This window comes from Paenibacillus sp. LHD-117 (assembly GCF_030929555.1).
Taxonomy (GTDB): domain Bacteria; phylum Bacillota; class Bacilli; order Paenibacillales; family Paenibacillaceae; genus Pristimantibacillus.
Window position 1 is genome coordinate 19,357 of record NZ_JAVFVT010000046.1, and the last position, 19,206, is coordinate 38,562.

At 58.0% G+C, this 19,206-nt stretch carries 13 protein-coding genes; 3 read left to right on the forward strand and 10 right to left on the reverse strand.

From position 1 onward, the window contains the following. Nucleotides 1-24 precede the first annotated feature (24 nt). The 6 genes from zapA to RB620_RS26675 all read right to left on the reverse strand — a co-directional run bounded on the left by zapA (nucleotide 25) and on the right by RB620_RS26675 (nucleotide 10,297). Complete coding sequence (gene zapA, locus RB620_RS26650; RefSeq protein WP_308099722.1) at nucleotides 25-3,228, reverse strand: cell division protein ZapA; 3,204 nt, start codon at nucleotides 3,226-3,228, stop codon at nucleotides 25-27. A gap of 194 nt (nucleotides 3,229-3,422) precedes the next feature. After that, on the reverse strand, nucleotides 3,423-5,864 hold the full coding sequence (gene pheT, locus RB620_RS26655; RefSeq protein WP_308099724.1) for a phenylalanine--tRNA ligase subunit beta: 2,442 nt from the start codon (nucleotides 5,862-5,864) through the stop codon (nucleotides 3,423-3,425). A 22-nt stretch (nucleotides 5,865-5,886) separates the two neighbouring features. After that, nucleotides 5,887-6,921 carry a phenylalanine--tRNA ligase subunit alpha gene (gene pheS, locus RB620_RS26660; RefSeq protein WP_308099726.1) on the reverse strand — a complete coding sequence of 345 codons (1,035 nt, stop codon included), beginning with the start codon at nucleotides 6,919-6,921 and terminating at the stop codon, nucleotides 5,887-5,889. Between the two features lie 445 nt (nucleotides 6,922-7,366). Beyond that, a complete protein-coding gene (locus RB620_RS26665) occupies nucleotides 7,367-8,008 on the reverse strand; it encodes a LuxR C-terminal-related transcriptional regulator (protein ID WP_374121467.1) in 642 nt (213 codons plus the stop codon). A gap of 68 nt (nucleotides 8,009-8,076) precedes the next feature. Continuing rightward, nucleotides 8,077-8,934, reverse strand: a complete 858-nt coding sequence (locus RB620_RS26670; RefSeq protein ID WP_308099730.1) for a sensor histidine kinase — start codon at nucleotides 8,932-8,934, stop codon at nucleotides 8,077-8,079. A 25-nt stretch (nucleotides 8,935-8,959) separates the two neighbouring features. Further along, on the reverse strand, nucleotides 8,960-10,297 hold the full coding sequence (locus RB620_RS26675; protein ID WP_308099732.1) for a copper resistance D family protein: 1,338 nt from the start codon (nucleotides 10,295-10,297) through the stop codon (nucleotides 8,960-8,962). Between the two features lie 156 nt (nucleotides 10,298-10,453). Here RB620_RS26675 and RB620_RS26680 point away from each other — a divergent pair, with 156 nt between their 5' ends. Further along, a complete protein-coding gene (locus RB620_RS26680; protein ID WP_308099734.1) occupies nucleotides 10,454-10,612 on the forward strand; it encodes a hypothetical protein in 159 nt (52 codons plus the stop codon). Between the two features lie 84 nt (nucleotides 10,613-10,696). On the opposite strand, the gene RB620_RS26685 is transcribed toward RB620_RS26680, so the two are convergent. Beyond that, nucleotides 10,697-11,092, reverse strand: a complete 396-nt coding sequence (locus tag RB620_RS26685) for a gamma-glutamylcyclotransferase family protein (RefSeq protein WP_308099736.1) — start codon at nucleotides 11,090-11,092, stop codon at nucleotides 10,697-10,699. A gap of 166 nt (nucleotides 11,093-11,258) precedes the next feature. Here RB620_RS26685 and RB620_RS26690 point away from each other — a divergent pair, with 166 nt between their 5' ends. Beyond that, a complete protein-coding gene (locus RB620_RS26690; RefSeq protein ID WP_308099738.1) occupies nucleotides 11,259-12,638 on the forward strand; it encodes a Glu/Leu/Phe/Val family dehydrogenase in 1,380 nt (459 codons plus the stop codon). A 32-nt stretch (nucleotides 12,639-12,670) separates the two neighbouring features. Then, a complete protein-coding gene (locus RB620_RS26695) occupies nucleotides 12,671-12,982 on the forward strand; it encodes a hypothetical protein (RefSeq protein ID WP_308099740.1) in 312 nt (103 codons plus the stop codon). A 97-nt stretch (nucleotides 12,983-13,079) separates the two neighbouring features. Here the strand turns inward: RB620_RS26695 and RB620_RS26700 are convergent, their stop codons facing one another. The 3 genes from RB620_RS26700 to RB620_RS26710 all read right to left on the reverse strand — a co-directional run bounded on the left by RB620_RS26700 (nucleotide 13,080) and on the right by RB620_RS26710 (nucleotide 19,192). Further along, nucleotides 13,080-15,134: a GxGYxYP domain-containing protein gene (locus tag RB620_RS26700; protein WP_308099742.1), complete on the reverse strand. Its 2,055-nt coding sequence runs from the start codon at nucleotides 15,132-15,134 to the stop codon at nucleotides 13,080-13,082. Nucleotides 15,135-15,654: 520 nt separating this feature from the next. Further along, nucleotides 15,655-18,684 (reverse strand): Npt1/Npt2 family nucleotide transporter, encoded by a 3,030-nt coding sequence (locus tag RB620_RS26705; protein WP_308099743.1) that lies wholly within the window; start codon nucleotides 18,682-18,684, stop codon nucleotides 15,655-15,657. Between the two features lie 10 nt (nucleotides 18,685-18,694). Beyond that, the gene (locus tag RB620_RS26710; RefSeq protein WP_308099745.1) at nucleotides 18,695-19,192 is read right to left on the reverse strand and encodes a GNAT family N-acetyltransferase; all 498 of its coding nucleotides are present in this window, start codon (nucleotides 19,190-19,192) and stop codon (nucleotides 18,695-18,697) included. Between the last annotated feature and the right edge of the window lie 14 nt (nucleotides 19,193-19,206).

Here is a 19,206-nt window from a genome sequence, read left to right on the forward strand (position 1 = left end):
TTGGCTTATGGTCATTTATACTCGTCAGCTCTTCTCGATCAATTCGATCCACTCGTTGAATTCCGATTGAAGCTTCGAATATTCAGTGCTTAGTTTCTTATGTTCGTCGAGGAGCGCGGAATGATCATTTAACAAAGCTTCGGCGGACTCTGCGGCTTGATCCCGCTCCCTCTGAAGCTCGTCCAGCCTTTCCTGCCAATCGTCTTGCACGTCGACGGAAGCCGCCGCTTCCCGAACCGCAAGCTCCATCCGCTCGCGCAGCTCTTCTTCCATGGCGGCATATTCTTTTTTCGCTTGCTCCATGCGCGTTAGCTCTTCCTCCAGCTCCCGAATCGACTGCTCTCGTTTCTCGAACTGCATCTCCGCTTGCTCGGCGCGCTCCAACGCCGCTTCCATATGGCCGCTCGCGATTCGTTCGCGAGCCGCAAGCAGCTCGAGCTGACCGATCAGCTCTTGTTCCTTCGTCGCGCGGTCGCCCGCCTCCGACGTCAGCTGCAAGAGTCTGTCTTCGGACTGCTTCAGGCGATCCGCCAATTCCTTGGCTTCTGACGAAGCCGAGATCAATTGCTCTTCCAGCTCCGAAGCCAGCTCCATGGACTCTAGCTCAATCCGTTCGCGCTGCTCGGACAGCTGCTCCTTCAACTGGCGTTCGCGTATGTCGCCTTCTTCCAGTCGCTCGGACAGCTCGCGTTCGCGGGCGTCACGCTCCGCCAGCTGCTCGGAAAGCTCATGTTCGAGCGTTCCTCTTGCCGCTAACTGCTCGACCAGTTCACGTTCGCGGGCGTCACGCTCCGCCAACTGCTCGGTCAGCTCATGTTCGCGCGCATCGCGCTCATCCAGCCACACCTGCTCTTCCGCTTGCTGGCGCTCCAGCTGCTCCGCCAATCGCTCGGCTTTCGCTTCCGCTTGCTTAAGAAGGTCAGCCAGCGATTGCTCTTTCGACTCCGTCTGCGTCAACAGTTCCGCCAGCTCCAGCGTTTCGAGCTCCGATTGCTCCAGCTTCGCTGCTTGCTCCTGCTCTTCCGCGAGCTTGCGCTCCAGCTGCTCCGCCAATTGCTCGGCCTTCGCTTCCGCTTGCTTGAGCCGGTCAGCCAGCGATTGCTCTTTCGACTCCGACTGCGTCAACAGTTCCGCCATCTCCAGCGCTTCGAGCTCCGATTGCTCCAGCTTCGCCGCCTGCTCCTGTTCTTGCGCAAGCTTGCGCTCGAGCTGCTCCGCCAATTGCCCGGCTCTCTCTTCCGCTTGCTTAAGCTGGGAAGCCAGTGATTGCCCATTCGACTCCAGCTGCGCGAAACGCTCGGACAGCTCCCGTTCGCGTTCTTCCCGCTGCGCAAGCCGTTCCGCCATCTCCAGCGCTTCGAGCTCCGATTGCTCCAGCTTCGCCGCCTGCTCCTGTTCTTCCGCGAGCTTGCGCTCGAGCTGCTCCGCCAAATGCTCGGCTCTCTCTTCCGCTTGCTTAAGCTGAGCAGCCAGTGATTGCTCATTCGACTCCAGCGACGCAAATTGCTCGGACAGCTCCCGTTCGCGTTCTTCCCGCTGCGCAAGCCGTTCCGCCAGCTCAAGCGCTTCGAGCTCTGATTGCTCCAGCTTCGCAAGCCGCTCCTGCTCTTCCGCATGCTTGCGCTCGAGCTGCTCCGCCAAATGCTCGCCGCTCGCTTCCGCTTCCTTCAGCTTGCTGGCTAGCGATTGCACTTTGCTCTCGAGAGCCGCAAGCTGTTCCAAGTAACCTTCCTCCGCTTGCCCCATGCTCGCAAGCGTCTCTTCTAGCCGCAAAATCTCTTGCCTGCTCGCTTGTGTCGCAGATTCGTGCTCTTGCGCGAGGCCGATCAGCTTGCTCTCGTGTCCGGCAGCCAAAGACTCCTTCTCCTGAGACAGCTCCTCCAGACGCGCCCCGGCAAACTCCATCTGCTCCATCCACTCTTCCCGCTCCTGTTGAAGCTGCGACAGAGAAGAGCGAAGAATTTCTTCCTGCTCCATAGCGGCCATAATGCTTTCGTCCGCCATGGCGATCCGTTGCTCGAGCGCCGACTTATCGGCAAGACGCTTCTGCTCCAGCTCGGCAATTTGGGCCAACAGCTTATCGCGGTCCTCGAGCCAGCCGCTGCGGCGACGCTCAAGCTCGGCGCGGCTGTCTTGATCGACCTTCTCGAGCTCCGCCTTCCAGAAAGCGTCACGTTCCTCCGCCTGGCGGATCCGATCGGCGTTCGCCGCTTCGGCGGACGCAGACCATTCGGTCTCCCGCTGTTCCCACTTCAGCTGCCATTCGGACAACAGGCGTTCCCGCTCCTCGTCCTTCGCGACTGCTAAATCGGCAAGCGCCAGCTCGCGTTCGTTGCCCAGCTCCAGCGCTGCCCGTTCCTTCGCGGCCGAGATATCCGCCAGCTCGAGCAGAACGGCATCTTTCTCGCTCATGAGCCTAGCCACGACCTGCGCTTTCTCGGTTCGCAGCCGATCGACGGCCTGCTCCTGCTGAGCCTTCAACTCGGCAACGAGCCGATCCTGATCCTTCGCGAGCGCGGCCAAAGCTTGCTCCTGCTCGTTCTTCAGCTCGACGACGACCTGCTCTTTCTCTTGAAGAAGCGCTGCAACCGCTTGCTCCTTCTCGGACATCAATGACGCGATCGATTGATCGCGATCCGCCTCCAGCTTGGCAAGCTCTGTTTCCAATCGGCTCTTCAGCTGCAGCATTTCCGCTTTCTTCTCCGCGATCAGACTTTCGCTAACGCGCGCCAGCTCCGATTCATGCTCTCCCCGCAACGACTCGAGCCGCTTCCCGGCGGCTTCCAACGCCTCCGCCAGCGCAGCCTCGTCCGCCTGCTTCTGCTCCTCCGTCAATGCGAGAAGCGCCGCCAGCTCCTGCTCTGCCTTCTCCCTCGCATCAAGCAGACTGGCTTCCGCGGATTCTCTGAGCTCGGCGAGACCGGACTCCAGCTCCGCGCTTTTGCGTTTCTCCGACTCCAGCTGCTGGCTGATCGCTTGAAGACGCGCTTCCTCCTCTTGCAGGCGCGCGTTGTCGCGTCTGAGCCTGAATACGTCCTCCGTAATTTGCATCGCGCACAGTACGGCAAGCTTTTGCATATCTAAACGAGGATACGTCTTGGCCAGCTTCTTCATGCTGTCGTCGATGGAGCTGGCAACCCTCTTCATATATTCGACATTGGAATGACCTTTAAGCTTGTATTGAACACCATATATATCAACGGTTACAACGGTTTGATCTGCATCCACTGTGTCGTATCCTCCTATCGTTTCCAAGTCGTGCTACTTATCCGAATCCAAATTCTGATTTGCCCGCGATCGGCCTGACCGAAATGACTTCAATTCCCTCCAATGCAGCCCGTCCTGCCTATCAAAAAGGCCAAAAAAAGCCGCATCGAAGTTCGTATTTGAACTAATTCGATGCGGCTCCGATGGTTTCCTGCCTACTTACGCAATTCCGCGCCAAAAGATTGCTCCAAAATCCGGACAACCTCCGCATGCTGCGCGGTCACCTCTTCGTCCGTAAGCGTGCGCTCAGCATGGCGGTAGACGAGCGATAGAGCCACGCTCTTCTTCCCGGCTCCGAGACGCTCGCCCGTGTAAACATCGAATACGCGAATCGACTCCAACAGATCGCCCGCCGTGCGTGACGCCGCTTCCGTCAAGCTGGCCGCTGCCACGTCCGCGTTCACGACCACCGCGATATCGCGTTCCATGGCCGGATAACGAGGAAGCGTACGATAGACGATATCGAAGTCTGCGTATTCGTAGACCGGTCCGAGCTCAAGCTCGATCGCATACGTATCCGCAAGCTCCCACTCCAGCTGGCTTGCCGGATGAAGCTGGCCTACGTATCCGATGACTTGCGGGCCTGTTTCCGTCTCCAGCACGACTGCAGCCGTACGTCCGGGATGGAAGTGTTCCGGTTGCGCCGGCTCATACGACAGCTTGCCATCCAGACCGAGCACGCTGGCGATCGTCTCCACGATCCCTTTCGCATCGTAGAAATCGTAGGCGGCCGCTTTGCCATTCCAGCTCGCTTCCGTCCGATTGCCCGTCAGCAGCGCGGCGAAACGGTGTTTCTCCTGCGGCAATCGGGTCAACGTTTCTTCATCGGTATGGAATACGCTGCCGATCTCGAACAACGCCGCGGATTCGTTCTTGCGGTTGCGATTGTACACCGCGGTCTCCACCAGCTGGGCAACGAGCGTCGTGCGAAGCACGCTGCGCTCCTCGCTCATCGGCATCGCGAGTCGAACCGCGCGCGCGCCTTCCGACAATGCCGGGAACAGCTCTGTGCGCGACGGGCTCGTGAACGAATAGCTGATCACTTCGTTCATTCCGGAATCGGCAAGCCGCTTGCGCAGCTCGCGGCGGATCGCCTGCGGCTTCGTGAGCGAGCCTGGAATGACGTCGCCATGGATCGGCGTCGTCGGGATATTGTCATAGCCGTGCAGACGCGCTACCTCTTCGATGATGTCCACCGCTCTAGTAATATCTCCGCGGCGAGCCGGTACTTCGATGCGGAACGAATCGTTCGCGCCTACTTCATAAGCGAATTGCAGACGGCCGAGTATCGAACGGATCTCAAGGCTCGAAAGCTCCGTTCCCAAATAGCCGTTGACCCGATCGAGCGTCACCTCGACGACGGCAGGCTTGGGCTGCCCCGCCGCCGCTTGAACGATGCCGTCGGTCACGAGTCCGTCGGCAAGCTGCGCGATCAGCGCCGCCGCACGGTCAAGCGCCGGGATGACGTTCGCCGGGTCGACTTCCTTCTCGAACCGGATGCTCGACTCCGAACGAAGGCCTAGCTGGCGGGATGTTTTGCGAACCGTGCCTCCGTCGAATCTCGCGGATTCCAGCAAAATGTTGACTGTACCCGCCGTCACTTCCGTGCTTGCTCCGCCCATGACACCGGCGAGCGCGATCGGCTCTCTGCCGTCCGTGATGACCAGCATATGCGGCTCCAAGCGGCGCTCCTGATCGTCCAGCGTGACCAGCGTTTCGCCTTCGCGCGCCATGCGCACTACGATCCGGCCTCCCAGAACACGGTCTGCATCGAATGCGTGAAGCGGCTGGCCGTATTCCAGCATGACGTAGTTCGTCACGTCGACGACGTTGTTGATCGGGCGGACGCCCGCGGCCATCAGCCTGTTCTGCAGCCAAGCCGGCGATACGCCGATTTTCACGTCTTTGATGTAACGCGCCGTATAATGTGGACATTGTTCTTCCGCTTCTACGCTAACCGAGACGAGACCGTCGGTCTTCGCCTCCGCGTCCAGCACGCGGTTGTCCGGAAGCTTCACTTCGCGCCCGGTGAGCGCGCCGACTTCGTACGCGACGCCCAGCATGCTAAGGCAGTCCGAACGGTTCGGCGTCAGGTCGAGCTCCAGCACTTCGTCGTCGATGCCGAGCACGTCGCCGATCGGCGCCCCGATGCGCGTCGACTCCGGCAGCACGAGAATGCCTTCCTGCTGCTCCTTCGGCAGGAGCTTGTCGTTCAGGCCAAGCTCCTTCGCGGAGCAGATCATCCCTTGGGATTCCACGCCGCGCAGCTTGGCGCGTTTGATTTTGAAGTCGCCCGGCAATACGGCCCCGATGACCGCCACCGGCACGAGCTGGCCCGCGTCGACGTTCTTCGCGCCGCATACGATCTGCAGCTCTTCGCCCGTCCCCACGTCCACCTTGCACACGTTCAGCTTGTCGGCGTCGGGATGCTTTTCCTTGGCGACCACATGCCCGACGACAACGCCGGATACGCCCTTATTGCGGGATTCCACGCCGTCAATCTCGATGCCGCCGCGCGTCATTTTCTCCGCCAGCTCTTCGCCCGTCAGACCGGACAAATCGATATATTCGCTTAACCATTGATAGGATACTTTCATGTCTTCTCCGTCCCTTCTTTCGTCACATTCTCGCGAATTGGCCCAAGAACCGCAGATCGTTCGTGTAGAAATGGCGGATGTCGTCAATGCCGTACTTCAGCAAGGCGATCCGTTCCACGCCCATGCCGAACGCGAAGCCGCTCACTTCCTCCGGATCGTAGCCGCCCATCTCGAGCACGCGCGGATGGACCATGCCGCAGCCCAAAATTTCGAGCCAGCCCGTTTGCTTGCACATCCGGCAGCCGTCGCCGCCGCATTGCACGCAGGTTACGTCGACCTCCGCGCTAGGCTCCGTGAACGGGAAGAAGCTCGGACGAAGTCGGATTTGCGCCTGCGAGCCGAACATTTGCTGCACAAATTGCAGCAGCGTGCCTTTCAAGTCGCTCATCCGGATGCCTTTGCCGATGACGAGGCCTTCGATTTGGTTGAATTGGAACGAATGCGTCGCGTCGTCGTCGTCGCGGCGATATACCTTGCCCGGGCAGATGACCTTGACCGGCGTCAACCCTTCCTTCGCTTGCATCGTCCGGACCTGCACCGGCGACGTATGCGTCCGCATCAGGATATCGTCGGTCACGTAGAACGAATCCTGCATGTCGCGCGCCGGATGGTTCTTCGGCAGGTTCAGCGCCTCGAAGTTGAAGTAGTCGGTTTCCACTTCGGGTCCTTCCGCGATGGTGTAGCCGAGTCCGATAAATACGTCCTCGATTTCTTGGGCGACCTTGTTCAGCGGATGAACGGAGCCGGTCGGCAGCTTCCTGCCGGGCAGCGTCACGTCGATCGTCTCCTCGCGCAGACGTCCTTCGGTCTCTTCGCGCTGGAACGCCTCTTGTTTCTCTTCGATGACCGCTTCGATCGCACCGCGCACCTCGTTGGCCACGCCGCCGATGACGGGACGTTCCTCCGCGCTAAGCGCGCCCATGCCGCGCAAAATTTCGGTCAAAGCGCCCTTCTTGCCCAAATATTTGACGCGCAGATCATTCAGTGCACCCTGAGACGTCACGTCCTGCAGCTCCCGCAGCGCCTCCGCGCGCAGCTCCTCCAGCCTTGCCTTCATTTTCATCGCCTCCATATGTTTATAACCAACTTGCTGCCAACAAAAAAAGGCCCCTCCTCCCCGAAGGGACGGAAGAACCGTGGTACCACCCTAATTCGGACCGCGGACCCGCATACGCGAGCGGCATCGCAATCCCTCTAGTCCCGTTAACGGCGGGAACCGTGCGGCCCTACTGGCGCGAGGCATCAACTTCGCCTCATCCGTTCAAGCGCATGCTCCGGAGCGAACTTCGGCAGCCTGATTCCATAAGGACGCTCTCAATCCATGGCGTCCTCTCCCTGTGCGGAGGCACTGCGTACTCTTCTCCATCTTGGCAGATATCCTATGTTATTGCTAAAAGAGATAAAAATTAAACATTAATCTTTATTATATGCAAGGATTTGAAGCGATGCAACACCTGAAACGAATCGGCCGATTCATGACGCACAATCAAAACTTCAATGGACTACTCCTTCGTCCGCTGCAGGCCGTGCTCAAGGGCGTATCTGGCAAGCTGGACGCGGTTATCCAGATGAAGCTTCTGCAGAATGTTTTTCAAATGGTTCTTGACCGTATGCTCCGACAAATTCAGCCGCTCCGCGATTTCCCGATTGGAAGCGCCAGTCGACACATGCTCCAGCACTTCCTTCTCCCTGGCCGTAAGCTGGCTCGCGGGTAACCCGAACCAGGAAGCTGCCCGATTCCCCGCGCCGGCATCCGACTTCTCCTGGCCCGCGCCGGAAGAAAACTCTTGGAGCAGCCGGAAAGCCAGTTCCTTTGACATCGGCGCTTCGTCCACCGACACCGACCGCAAATATTGAAGCCAGGAAGAAGGCGACAAATTTTTGAGCAAATAACCTTGCGCGCCGCGCTTGATCGCCTCGAATAGATGCGTGATGTCGTCGGAGACGGTAACCATGACGATCTTGACCGCAGGAAACAAAAGCTTAAGCCGATAGGTCGCCTCCAGGCCGCCCATGCCCGGCATTCGAATATCCATGAGAATCAAGTCAGGGGTCAGGTCCGCCGCCTTCGCGATCGCTTCTTCGCCGCTGGTCGCTTCCCCGACAACGGCGAAGGACGAATCGCCAGACAAAATATCGCGCATCCCTTCCCGCCCGTGCGGATGATCGTCCACGATGAGCACGCTGACCACTTCTTTGGAAAAACCTCTTCTCACGTCGAGCTGCACCTCCTCGTAATTTCGATTCTCGTACCCGCGGAACCGCCCGGTCCGATCCGCAAGCTCCAGCCCATGGACGAAGCCCGCTCCCGCATCATCTTCACGCCGTATTTCCCTTTGGCCGTCAGCGACTCCGGTTCGTTACCCGCGCCGTTATCCTCCACCACGCAGCGGAAACCGGCGGGGCTGCCGTCCTCGCTCCGTTCTGCTGTCGCTTGAATCAAGGCATGGCCAGCCCCCGCATGTTTTTGGATATTCATCAAAGCTTCGCGGATAATCGCGAGCAGCTCGACCTTCTCTTTGTTGCCCAGCCAGCTCTCGGGTATGCCCCACTCCACTTCGGTAACCGTTCCGCTCGCGTTCTCCATCTCCTCCGCAAGCTGATGCGCGCTCTGCAGCCACGCCAATTCCGCCGATTTCGGCGGCTCTTGCAAGCTCGCGATCGATTGCCTGACGTTGTCGTACACATGACGAACCGTATGCCGTATGCCTTCCATCGTAAGCCTTGTTTCCTCCTCCGTCCGCGCCCGGTCCAGCTTATCGAGCTTGACGGATAACATGAACAAGGATTGGGAGATGCCGTCATGGAGCTCCTGGGCAAGCTGCTCCCGTTCTTCCAATGCCGACTTCCCTACTTGCTCCCGCTTCAGCGATTCCTGCATCGCCTCCAGCTTCCCGAACAACGGTCGCAGCAATGTCAGCGTAACGAGGAATACGAAGATCGGGGCAAGCAGGTTGCCCAGCTCCATCGAGACGTACGGGAGCAAGAAAGCGTGACGGGCATATTCCCACAAGCCGATCACAACGGTCGGAATCCATAAAATCAATCCTCGCAGCCATTTGTATGACATGGAGCTTTCCCTCTCTTTCCCTGCGCTAATAGCCGCTTTCGAACGTCATTTCGCGGACGATTTCCTCGCCGCCTGCGAGCTGAACGACCGTTCGCGCCGTCCAGCTGCTTCCGATCCCTTCGAGCACCAATTCGTTCGCCGTATACCGGAATTCCTGGTATCCCGGGAATGCAATGGCAGCGTCGGTCGGTCGTTCCTCAAGCGGCACCTCGATAACCCGTTTGCCGTCATCCCCCCGGATCAGTTGAAGAACGACGCTCCGTGGACTGCCGCTGCTCTCCGGCAGCCAGATTTGCAGCGACACGTCGTTAGGACCTACCGTATTCGGCTCGACCCGAAGCGTGTAATGCATGTCGCCCCCCATCCGATGGTAGTTGACCGGATCGCCATGCAGCGCCGGGCTGACGGCGGTGAAGATGCCTACGATAATCAGGATTGCAGCCATTGCCGCGCCGTCCAGCTTCAGCAGGATGCCGCGAGGCATCTCGCGCCGTCTGGCGCTTCCGCGCAGCAAGGCACCGATCGCGATGACGGCCAGCACCAATACCGTCTTGGCAATTAGCCATCTCCCCCAGTCGGTGTACCAAACGTATACCCAATCCTCCAGCAGCGACCATGTCAGGATCGAGCCGGTAACGGCTAGCAAAACGATCGTAAGCCAAGCGATTTGGGAGAACGTTTCCGAGAAACGGCCTGCTTCCTTCCGATCCGTCTTCCAGAACAAAAGCAGCAGCGCGACGCCGGATGCCCAGACGGACGAACAAGCGAGATGAACGAAATCGGATACGACGGTCAGCGTAAGCTTGTCCGCGGCGGCCGCATGGCCGACGAAACTTTCGGCCGAAAGCGCCAGCAGCGCCCAGCAGGCTTTCATCGCATCGGGCAAACGGAGCGCCGCGGGACCGATCATCGCGAGCAGGACGAGCGCCAGCCAAGCTTGTCCGGACGATGTCTCCGTGAAGACGCGAAGCCAATCGGCGAATCCGCCGTCCAGCCCCTTAGCAATCCTGTTCGACTGAACGAATACATGGAGAAGGACGACGAGCAGCATCGCCTTCATGGCGACGCCGGTCCAGCTTTTCATCAGGGTCCGTTGCCGCTGCCTCTGTTCGTCTTGCGGCACGGCCATGAACAGCAGCATCGCTCCCGCGGTCGTTAGCAATAGAAAGTAGTAGACCGCTCGCAGACCGTAGATCAGCACGTCCATAATAAGGGACGATAACGAGCCTCCGTTCGGGTCATGCAAATGAGAAGCCGCTTGAATGCCCGAAGCTTCGGCAGCCGGCAGCGTGAAGAACACAGACGCGATCATCGCAATGACCGCGCATGCGGGGTATTTGAACAAATGATAATAATGGCGCAATCGGATCACTCATCCTTCCTATCGATTCAGGATAAGTTTACTAAACGGTAGAAGAAAGAACAATTCATGGCTTTCTCAACGGCCTTTCGCATGAATAGCCTTTATCGATAACGATCATGATGTAGAGGTAAGCCCGATTCTACCGGAAAGGATGTGTTGACGCTGGATAACCGCTATCGGCTGGCCGAGCTTCGGGATCAGCCCGACGCGCTGGAAGCTATTCAGCGGCTGGAAGAGCAATTAAGCGAGCGGAGCGGCTCCGATATCGCTTTGGTTGCTTATGCTGCCGAGCAGGACCAGAACGGCCAGAACTAAACCAAGCAACATGCGAACACATAAGGAAGGCCCCTGAGCAAGACAGTGCTTGCGCAGGGGCCTATTGGCATTCCTTCCGAGCTTCTATCCCGTCTTGCGGGCGAAATAATCCGGCCAATATCGGTCGGGAATCGCCGGGTAGCCTCGGCTTTCGTTCCATACGTATACCCAGCCCGCGAGCGAGCAATCTTGGAGGTCCGCAGCCCATACCCGGTCATAATCGTTGGACTCTTCGATGCCGATAAACCCCTCCAGCACGTCCATCGACGCGAGCCCATCCCGATCGACGTCAATCCACATGCCGCGAATGGTTTTGCTTGCCGCCTCGGCATCCCGGATCGCAGCGGGGTAGGGGCCGTAATCGACGAGCCTGCCTTGGATCTCGCCTTCGACGCTATGTCGGATGAAATCCGAAACGACATGATGATTGCTGTGGCCAGGCAGCAACGAACCGTAGATGAATACCCGAATAACTGACATTGAAATCGCCCGCTTCCTGAATGATGTGAGAATTGCAATAGTTGTTTTGCAGCGTGTTAGGTTTATTCACATTATCGGTCATTTCGAAGAGGGATGCAAGATATGGTACAATGAGGAAACCCTATCGTTATCATTCACATTCAGCTTGCTAGGAGGTTGATTCCGTATGGCTAGCCAGACCGGCGCAATCGTGCAGCAATCGCTGCATGCCCTGATGGGCGATCCCGCCTTCCTGCCCCAGCTGCGAGGCGAGCTTCGCGAGCAATCGTTCCAATCGCTTGCCGCGATTCTGTCCACGCCGAACAAAGTCCATAAAGCGTTCCTGCGCATCGCGCTCGGCGGCGGCAACGTCGTCCGCATTCCCGCGTTCCGGATTCAGCATAACGACGCGCTCGGCCCTTACAAAGGCGGCATCCGGTTCCACGAAACCGTGAACGAGGACGAGGTTACCAACCTTGCAGCGCTTATGACGCTCAAGAACGCGCTTCACGAAGTGCCCTTCGGCGGCGGCAAGGGCGGCGTCGTCATTAATCCGCGAAGCTACTCCGAGAAGGAGCTGTACCTCATCTGCAAGAAATACGTCCAATACTTCAGCGACGTGCTCGGTCCCGACAAGGACATCCCCGCTCCCGACATGGGTACGGGCGAACGCGAGATGGATTGGATGATGGCGGAATACAAAAACATCAATCCCGGCTCTCCGTATTTAGGAAGCTTCACCGGCAAAAGCATCGTCAGCGGCGGCTCCCTGGGACGACGGGAAGCGACCGGCAAAGGCGTCTATTTTACGTTCCGCTACATGCTGCACGATTTCCTGAAGGAGCACAGCGGCTCACTGTCGGGCAGCGACAACCCCTTCGCTAAGACGGCGCTCTCTTATGCCGGCAAACCGATGTCCGTCGCCGTCCAAGGCTTCGGCAATGTCGGTTCCGTCGCGGCTTTGGAAGCGTACAAGTGCTCCGCCCTGCGCAACCGGGTGGTCGCCGTCAGCGACCGCAACGTCACCTTGTACAACGAGGAAGGGCTCGACATCCCCGCCCTGCTCGCGTTCGCGGCAGCCAATAAAGGCGATTTGCCGACTTCGCCCGAAACGTTGGAGGAGATCGGCCTGAAGGCACGGGTGCTCGGGCGTGAAGACGTGCTCTACCTTGGCGTCGACGTGCTGTTCCTCGCCGCCCTGGAAGACCAGATCCGAGCGGACAACGTTGCGGAAGTGAAAGCGCGAATCATCGTCGAGGGCGCGAACGCGCCGATAACCGGAGAAGCCGACGCCGCGCTCGCGGAGAGCGGCACGATTATTATTCCGGACATCCTTGCGAACGCGGGAGGCGTCATCGTCTCTTATTTCGAATGGCTGCAAGGCCGGGAGACGCAATTTTATACGGAGGAGGAGATCTACAAGCTCCTCTTCGCCAAGATGCAAAAAACGATGAACGGCATCCTTCCCGCCTACTTCGGCGATCCGCTGCCGCTTCGCCAGAACTGCTACGTCCATGCGGTGATGAAGCTGTCGTCGGTGCTGTATAGGCAAGGCAAGCTGTATTAGACGAGTTTAATTGTACGGAGGAGAGAAAACGGATGGAAATGATCAGAATTCCGCTTGAAGCCTTGCGGATTAGCTACGGGGAGCATGCCTCCCGAAGCCTGGCATTCGGGAAGGCCGAGCTTGTCGTCGTGACCGATTACGGCGACCGGCATTGGTACGTCGACGCCGAAGGCATCGGCGACGAGGAGCTTCTGCGTTGGTTCGGCCGAAGCGAGGATATCCGCGTGGATGTCGAGGCGACCGACCGGAACGGCCGCATGCTTACGGGGACGGGGTACTTGCACCCGAACGAATACCATCTCGCCGCCGCCATTCGCGGGGACGGAGAGCTTGCGGGGCTGTAAACGGGCAACAATAACGCGAGCCGTTTAAACGGAACGCAACAACCAAAAAAAACAATCCCGCGCGTTGCGCAGGATTGTTTTTTTGTCTTTCCGCCCTTTACGGTTTGGCCGGAAGGCCGTTCGCTTGCCGGATCAGCGAGAAGTATTGGTCGGCCAGCACGACCTCGTACTCCGGACCAAGCGATTTCGTAACTTCCACGACATCCGACGGCGTCATGCTCCAAGCGAGCAGGCCGAGGGACAAGAAGAGAGGCGACTTGCCGTCCCAGTTTTTCTTCGCCTCCGCAAGCACGTTTTTGCCGTCGTTCGCCGTGCTGATGCCTTGAATGGTGGAAGTCGGAAGACCGTCAACGATCTCGACTTTCGTGTAATTGTCCCAGCTTAGGAAGATGCCGGGCGCCTCGTACACGTCGCGGTAAGCCGCGTTCTTCGACTTGCTGAGCGGAATGTTCTGCCCGTCGACGCGGTTGAGCACGTACGGGATATCCATCCCCGTTTTCTTCAAATACTTTTTGGTGTCCTTCAGGAAAGTCGCGAACGAGCTGTCCGGCCAAGCATCCGGATAGAAGTAGCCGGCTCCGGAAGGCCCTGCGATGATTTGATCGTTCGCCGTCGCCGTGCCGCGGAAATAATTCAGCATGGCGGGCGCGGCGTCGTACAGCAGCGGGCTGGACGTCCAGTTGATCGGCACCTTGCCGCGGCTCGGATCGTCCCACAGCACCCGCAGCCGATGCTGGTTGTATTGGAAGTTGTCGCCTTCGCTAAACGTATACGTGACGTAGATTTTATTTTCCAGCTTCACCGGTTTTGGCGCTTTTGATTTATAAGATTCCGGTTTCGTTCCGGAGAACACGGTCAAATTGCTGAACCAGTCCGCCGCGAGTACGTAAGCGCCATGGCTCGACGCGATCTCGACGCCGCTGAATTCGCCTTCGAAATCATTGCTGAACCAGCCCAGGTATGGCGTGCCCGGCTTTACGCCGGACAATATTTTCTCGAACAGCGCCTTCTCCTCCGGCACGTTGGACTCGAGCCAGAATACCATCGCTTTGTTCGCGACGGCATAGTCGCGCAAATAGCCATAAGGCTCCTTTGTTTTGGAGGAGAACGGCTTGTCGTTGCCCGCGCTTACTTTGTATTGATTCCACATATCCGCGGACAGAACCAGCTCCTTGGTTCCTGCCGGAGGCGTGAACTTGTACGTAAAGTAGCGGCCGTTATCGGCGAAGCGGTGGCCTCCGCTGCCGGTCGACAGCTGAGAGCTTTGCGGATCGTACAGGAACGCCTCCTCTTCAGGCGTACCCGGGACGAAGTGGGCGATCGTCTGTCCGTCCGCCTTGATCGTAAGCTCATGGAGCGCCGTACCCCAACCGTCCTGCGTGAAAGCGTCTTCGAACCGAACGTACACATCCGGTTTGCCGAGAAAATCGGATAAGCCGATGTCATAAACGTCGCGGTTAGCCGCCTCTCGCTCTTCAGTCGTTTCCTGCGCCACCGTCTCGAATCGGTTCGGCTGATCGATCGGCGCACGAGCGGTAATTTCCGGGCTTAAGCCAATCAGCATCCGGTGGCTCGTTTCCTTCCATAGATTTTCGTACTGCCAAGTATACGCGTCGATCCGATCCTTGAATTTGCCCTGCAGGTCTTCGATGACGGTTAGGCCGTACGGGGCGGCTTTCAGCTGCTCCACGAGCTCCGGACTTACCGCCAAGCCGTCGCGAAGCCCCGCGAGCGTTGTCGCGACGTTAATCGAATCCGGCACGTTTGGATCGTAGATGATGAGTCCTTTGATTTCCTTTTTGAATTTTTTCAGTATATCCCAGTAGTCGTCGCGCACCTTGTAGTCGACGTCAAGATCGTTCAGCCATTTGAACTTGCCTTCTTCTTTGTTCTCCAGCAAGTAGATCCGGGGCTCCTTCCTGTTCACGATGCCCTGCAAGGAGGAGAATAACAGCTTGACGTCACCAGGCGCGTCATAAATGTCCGCGACTTCAAGCTGCTTGGCGCGGGCGAAGGATGGAAGCGCTTGATCTTTGGGCCACGAAATCGTGTTCGCGTGCGATTTCTCCGGAGCAGGTTCGGCATACGCGCCGGCCGATAAGGACAACGTGCAGACTAAGGCCATGCTGATCGCGGTCAATTTTCGAATCAAATCATTACACCTCTTTTAGTGGAATGGTGAAGCTTATGGCTGGCGTTGCTTCGTTTCGGACCTCCTCCCTCTTTGGTTATGTTTGGAAACGCCGTTCCTGTATATATGTTTAATATATTTTTTATGGAGTTTCAATTGTTTCGACAAAGCTTCCTATGGAAACGGATTATCTCTTAAATTTCTAGGTTTATCGTGAAGCGAATCTCCACACTTTGACAATTTAGCCGCAAACTAATCCATACGAGCTAATAACTTCGCCCCATAGTTAAAATATATTATATATAAACAATGTCGTTAGATTGGATATACAAAGAATCGCCTGAGAACCCGCGTGGACCATTCGACTCGTCATCACGATGAAGGTTTCGGCACAAGGTGAAACGGCTGTCGCCGTCCATTGACGGCGAAGCGCGTTTCATTCCGAGAAATATAAGCACAGTATAGAGATAACTTATACTTTCTTATATTTTGAGAAAAAGCCCCTCCTCCCCGAAGGGATGGAAGGACTTTAGTATCAACTTTATGAGTCGATCCGCATCATCATCTCTTCCAGCAGCCGAATCCGAGCGAAGGACGCCCGCAGCAATCCGATGCCGATCTCCGGATACAGCCGGACCAGACGCGACACGTCGTCCCCGGACAGCTTGAGCACCCGTGCATCTCCCAGGAGCGACTGAGCCGTTACCGTCGATGGCGAGCCGTCGAGCGCAGACGTTACGCCGCAGACGTCGCCGGAACCCAGGACGCCGATCGTCCCCTCCCAACCGGCGGCGGATACGCTGGTGAGTTCGACATTGCCTTCGACGATGACATACATGGCCGGATGCGCTTCGCCGCGCTTCAGAAGCGCGTCTTCGTCCGAAATCGTCTGCTCCTCCGCCACGCCCGCGATCAATCCCAGCTCCTCGAGAGACAGATCGGAGAAATACGGAACCTGCTTCAGAAATACGACTTTGTTCAACCGGCTCATCATCAGTCCTTCGTTCGTCACGGCCATCCCCCCTTTCGATGCAGTCAACGCTTCGCTCGCCATCTCTTTCCACCAATCGTCCGTCCCTTGGAGCGCCGTTTCGAGGAGCGTCCTAGCCTGCTCCGGCTCCAGCATCGGCAGAGAAGAAGATTCCTGCTCCAGCGAGACGACCATCGCCTGGGATATTCTGCGGTCTCCGAATCCTTCCGAAAGCACTTCGAGCGCATTGCTCCTATATTCTTCTTCGGCATGCGTCACTCCGGCGCGGATCACGTCGACGGCGCGTTCATCCGTCAGCTTGGCCAGCATGCTCCACAATCCCCTGAATACGAAAGCGCGCACTTCCCTCCAACGCATATCCGCAAGCATGGCCAGCTCTTCCTCGCCATAAGCGCGCAAGGCAGCGCCATAATCGGCCGCCTTCCCAAGCTCTGCCAGGCGGCTTATCGCCTCTTGCGCCAGCGCGCCGCGAATGTCCTCCTCGCCGAGAAGCTCGGACAATGCGATGACGGCGGAACTCCATAGCTTCGGCGACGCCTTCGGCAAGCTCGCTTGCAGCGGTTCGACGGAAGGCGCGCCGATGTCGACGAACGCCTTCGTAGATGCCGTTAACATTTCTTCGTCCATTAGCGGAAGCCTGGCGAGCAATAGCGGAATCAACGCTACGCTGCCTAGCTGTCCAAGCGCACGGATCGCGGACACCCTGGCCGCCGGATGAGGGTCATCCGCCAGTTTCATAATGGCGGGAATAAAAGCCGTCAGACGGAGCTCGGCGATCGCCCCGCACATATAAACCGAAGCTTCGCCGCCTTCCCGGAGAATCCGGTCGATGACCTCCTTGCAAGCTTCGTAGCTTTGCTCGCGGCCAAGGGAATACATCGCCTTGACCGCCTCGGCCACGACGGACGGATGGCGATCCAACAATTTTTGGCGCAGGAAGAAAAAGGCTTGCTCCTCCAGCTGCTTCATTCTGGCGATCGCCCGCACGCCTTCCGTTCGGAGCGCATCGTCGGGCTCCTCCAGGAACCTCGCGATTTTGGCCATCGTCTGCAAATCGGCTTTCTCGAGCGTCATCGCCCTGATTGCCGCCACGCGGATGCGGTCGTTCGCGTCTTCCAGCAGCCCGAGCAGGGCGGGCAAATCTTTCGGGTCCTTCACCTTGCCGACCAACTGGATCGCGATCTCCCTCGCGGAATCCGACGGATGCCCAAGCATGCGCCGCACTTCCGCCATCGCGGCGGGGTTCAGGCTGATTTCTTCGATCGACTCCTCGATATCCGCGGCGCTCATCGAACCGACGCTATGAACGAGCTCGCGCATATACAGCCTGCGTCCGTACCATGCAAGCGCGAGCAGGAGCGCCGAACCCGCCAGTCCGATCAAGGAGAGCAGCAGCCAGGAGAAGCCAAAGCCCGAATGCAGGAACTGCATGCCGGCCCCGAGCAGGATGCCCGCCGAAGCGGCTATGCCCTGGGCGGCGTACCGGTAGCTGTCGCGCTGCGCGAGAGGAAGCGTTTTGAAGAATAGCTGATAGGATGGCTCCGCCGAGTAATAGAGCAGCAAGTAGAGCAGCATGTACCCGAGCGATATCATCGGCAAAGCGGCCGTGCCGCCCGCGAAGGCAACCGCCCCCGCGAACGACAACACGTATACGCCGGCGATGATCGTCAGCATTCGGCTGGCGCCAAGCTTCTCCATCAGCTTGCCGGAGACGAGCTGGAGCAAGAACGCGAGCACGAACAGAATCATGGTGATCATGCCGAAAAACTGGCTGAACGACTGCTCGCTGTCGTAGGCCGTTCGGGCCACGTTCAGAAACTCGTATTCCATTAGGAAATAAAGCGCCGGCATTAACGTCATCAGCAGAATGACCATAAGCAGGAACGGCGACCGCATCGCTTGCTTGAACACCGTGCCCGCTCCGACTTCCAGCTCATCCCTGGCGGCTTCGAGTCGCAAAGAGATCGGGACCAAATAGTCGTCGATCACTTTCCGGTAGCGGCGCCATACGAGCAGAAGAAGCAAACATCCCGCCGCGTAGATCGCCACGGGACCGAAGGCCAGGCTAATGAGCTGAGCCAGCAAGCCGGCCGTCGCGCCGCCGAGCGTCGCCGATCCGACGAACACCGGCATGAGCCGTTTCGCTTGCTGAGTCGAGCATAGATCGATCGCCAGGCTCCAAAGCAGCAAGGTTTGCTGCCGGACCACGAAGTTTGACGCGATGAAGAGCACCGGATAATACCAGCGGGCATCCATGCCGAACCCTTGAAGCGCGAGCAGGATCGCCGCGTTCGCGCCCACGATGCCGATCATGAGGCCGTACATGACCCGCATCAGCTTCGGCTTCGGAAGTTTGGCGGCGAGCCAGGACAGAAGCCAGGCTTCGAGCGGCAAGACGAACGCCTCCGCCGCGTACACGTAGGGCAAATATTCGCTGCCGAACCTTTGGTTGAACAGCGTCATGAAACTATTGTAGTTCAGCATCTCCGCGATGCCGCACACAAAAAAAACAGGTGCCATCAAGAGCAGCTTACGCTGATCCTCCGGACGGGCACCGACGGCACGCAAAAATCCGTTCATAATATTCTCCTTAAATCAGCTTGCGGTGATAGATGAGCCGGTCTTCCCCATCGTAATAATAGTCGGGACAACGCCCGACCAAAGAAAAACCAAGCTTCAGGAACATCCTCTGAATCGCGGCGTATTCCGGCAGATCGCAGGTGTACGTTACGATGTAACGGGCATCCTGCTCTTGCAAATAACGAAACATCTCTTCAATGAACCTCGCCGCGAGTCCGCTTCTGCGGTAATCCTTGTGAACGACGAGATAATCCCAGTTATACCCGCCCGTTCCTTGCTCGTTCTGGGCGATGCAGTTGATGCCCGCGATTTTTCCATGTTCGTTGCGGGCGAACCAGAACGTGCAGTCCCCCTGCAAAGCCCGATATGGAAGCTCTCGAAAATGTTTAAGCTCGCCCGGCGTGTAGTGCGTATCGTCAAACGAGCTGTCCGACAGCAGAAACTCGCTGATCTCCTCCGCCGTTTGCCTATCCGCAAGGAGCTCGATCAGACTTGATTGAACCAGCATGCTTCCCCGCCTCC

What these genes read in the sequence shown, in the direction of transcription:
- RB620_RS26670 (WP_308099730.1), bottom strand. Translation starts at nt 8,934, where the DNA reads ATGTCATACAAATGGCTGCGAGGATTGATTTTATGGATTCCGACCGTT.
- pheS (WP_308099726.1), bottom strand. Translation starts at nt 6,921, where the DNA reads ATGAAGGCAAGGCTGGAGGAGCTGCGCGCGGAGGCGCTGCGGGAGCTG.
- pheT (WP_308099724.1), bottom strand. Translation starts at nt 5,864, where the DNA reads ATGAAAGTATCCTATCAATGGTTAAGCGAATATATCGATTTGTCCGGT.
- RB620_RS26710 (WP_308099745.1), bottom strand. Translation starts at nt 19,192, where the DNA reads ATGCTGGTTCAATCAAGTCTGATCGAGCTCCTTGCGGATAGGCAAACG.
- RB620_RS26690 (WP_308099738.1), top strand. Translation starts at nt 11,259, where the DNA reads ATGGCTAGCCAGACCGGCGCAATCGTGCAGCAATCGCTGCATGCCCTG.
- RB620_RS26695 (WP_308099740.1), top strand. Translation starts at nt 12,671, where the DNA reads ATGGAAATGATCAGAATTCCGCTTGAAGCCTTGCGGATTAGCTACGGG.
- RB620_RS26685 (WP_308099736.1), bottom strand. Translation starts at nt 11,092, where the DNA reads ATGTCAGTTATTCGGGTATTCATCTACGGTTCGTTGCTGCCTGGCCAC.
- RB620_RS26665 (WP_374121467.1), bottom strand. Translation starts at nt 8,008, where the DNA reads ATGCGCGATATTTTGTCTGGCGATTCGTCCTTCGCCGTTGTCGGGGAA.
- RB620_RS26705 (WP_308099743.1), bottom strand. Translation starts at nt 18,684, where the DNA reads ATGAACGGATTTTTGCGTGCCGTCGGTGCCCGTCCGGAGGATCAGCGT.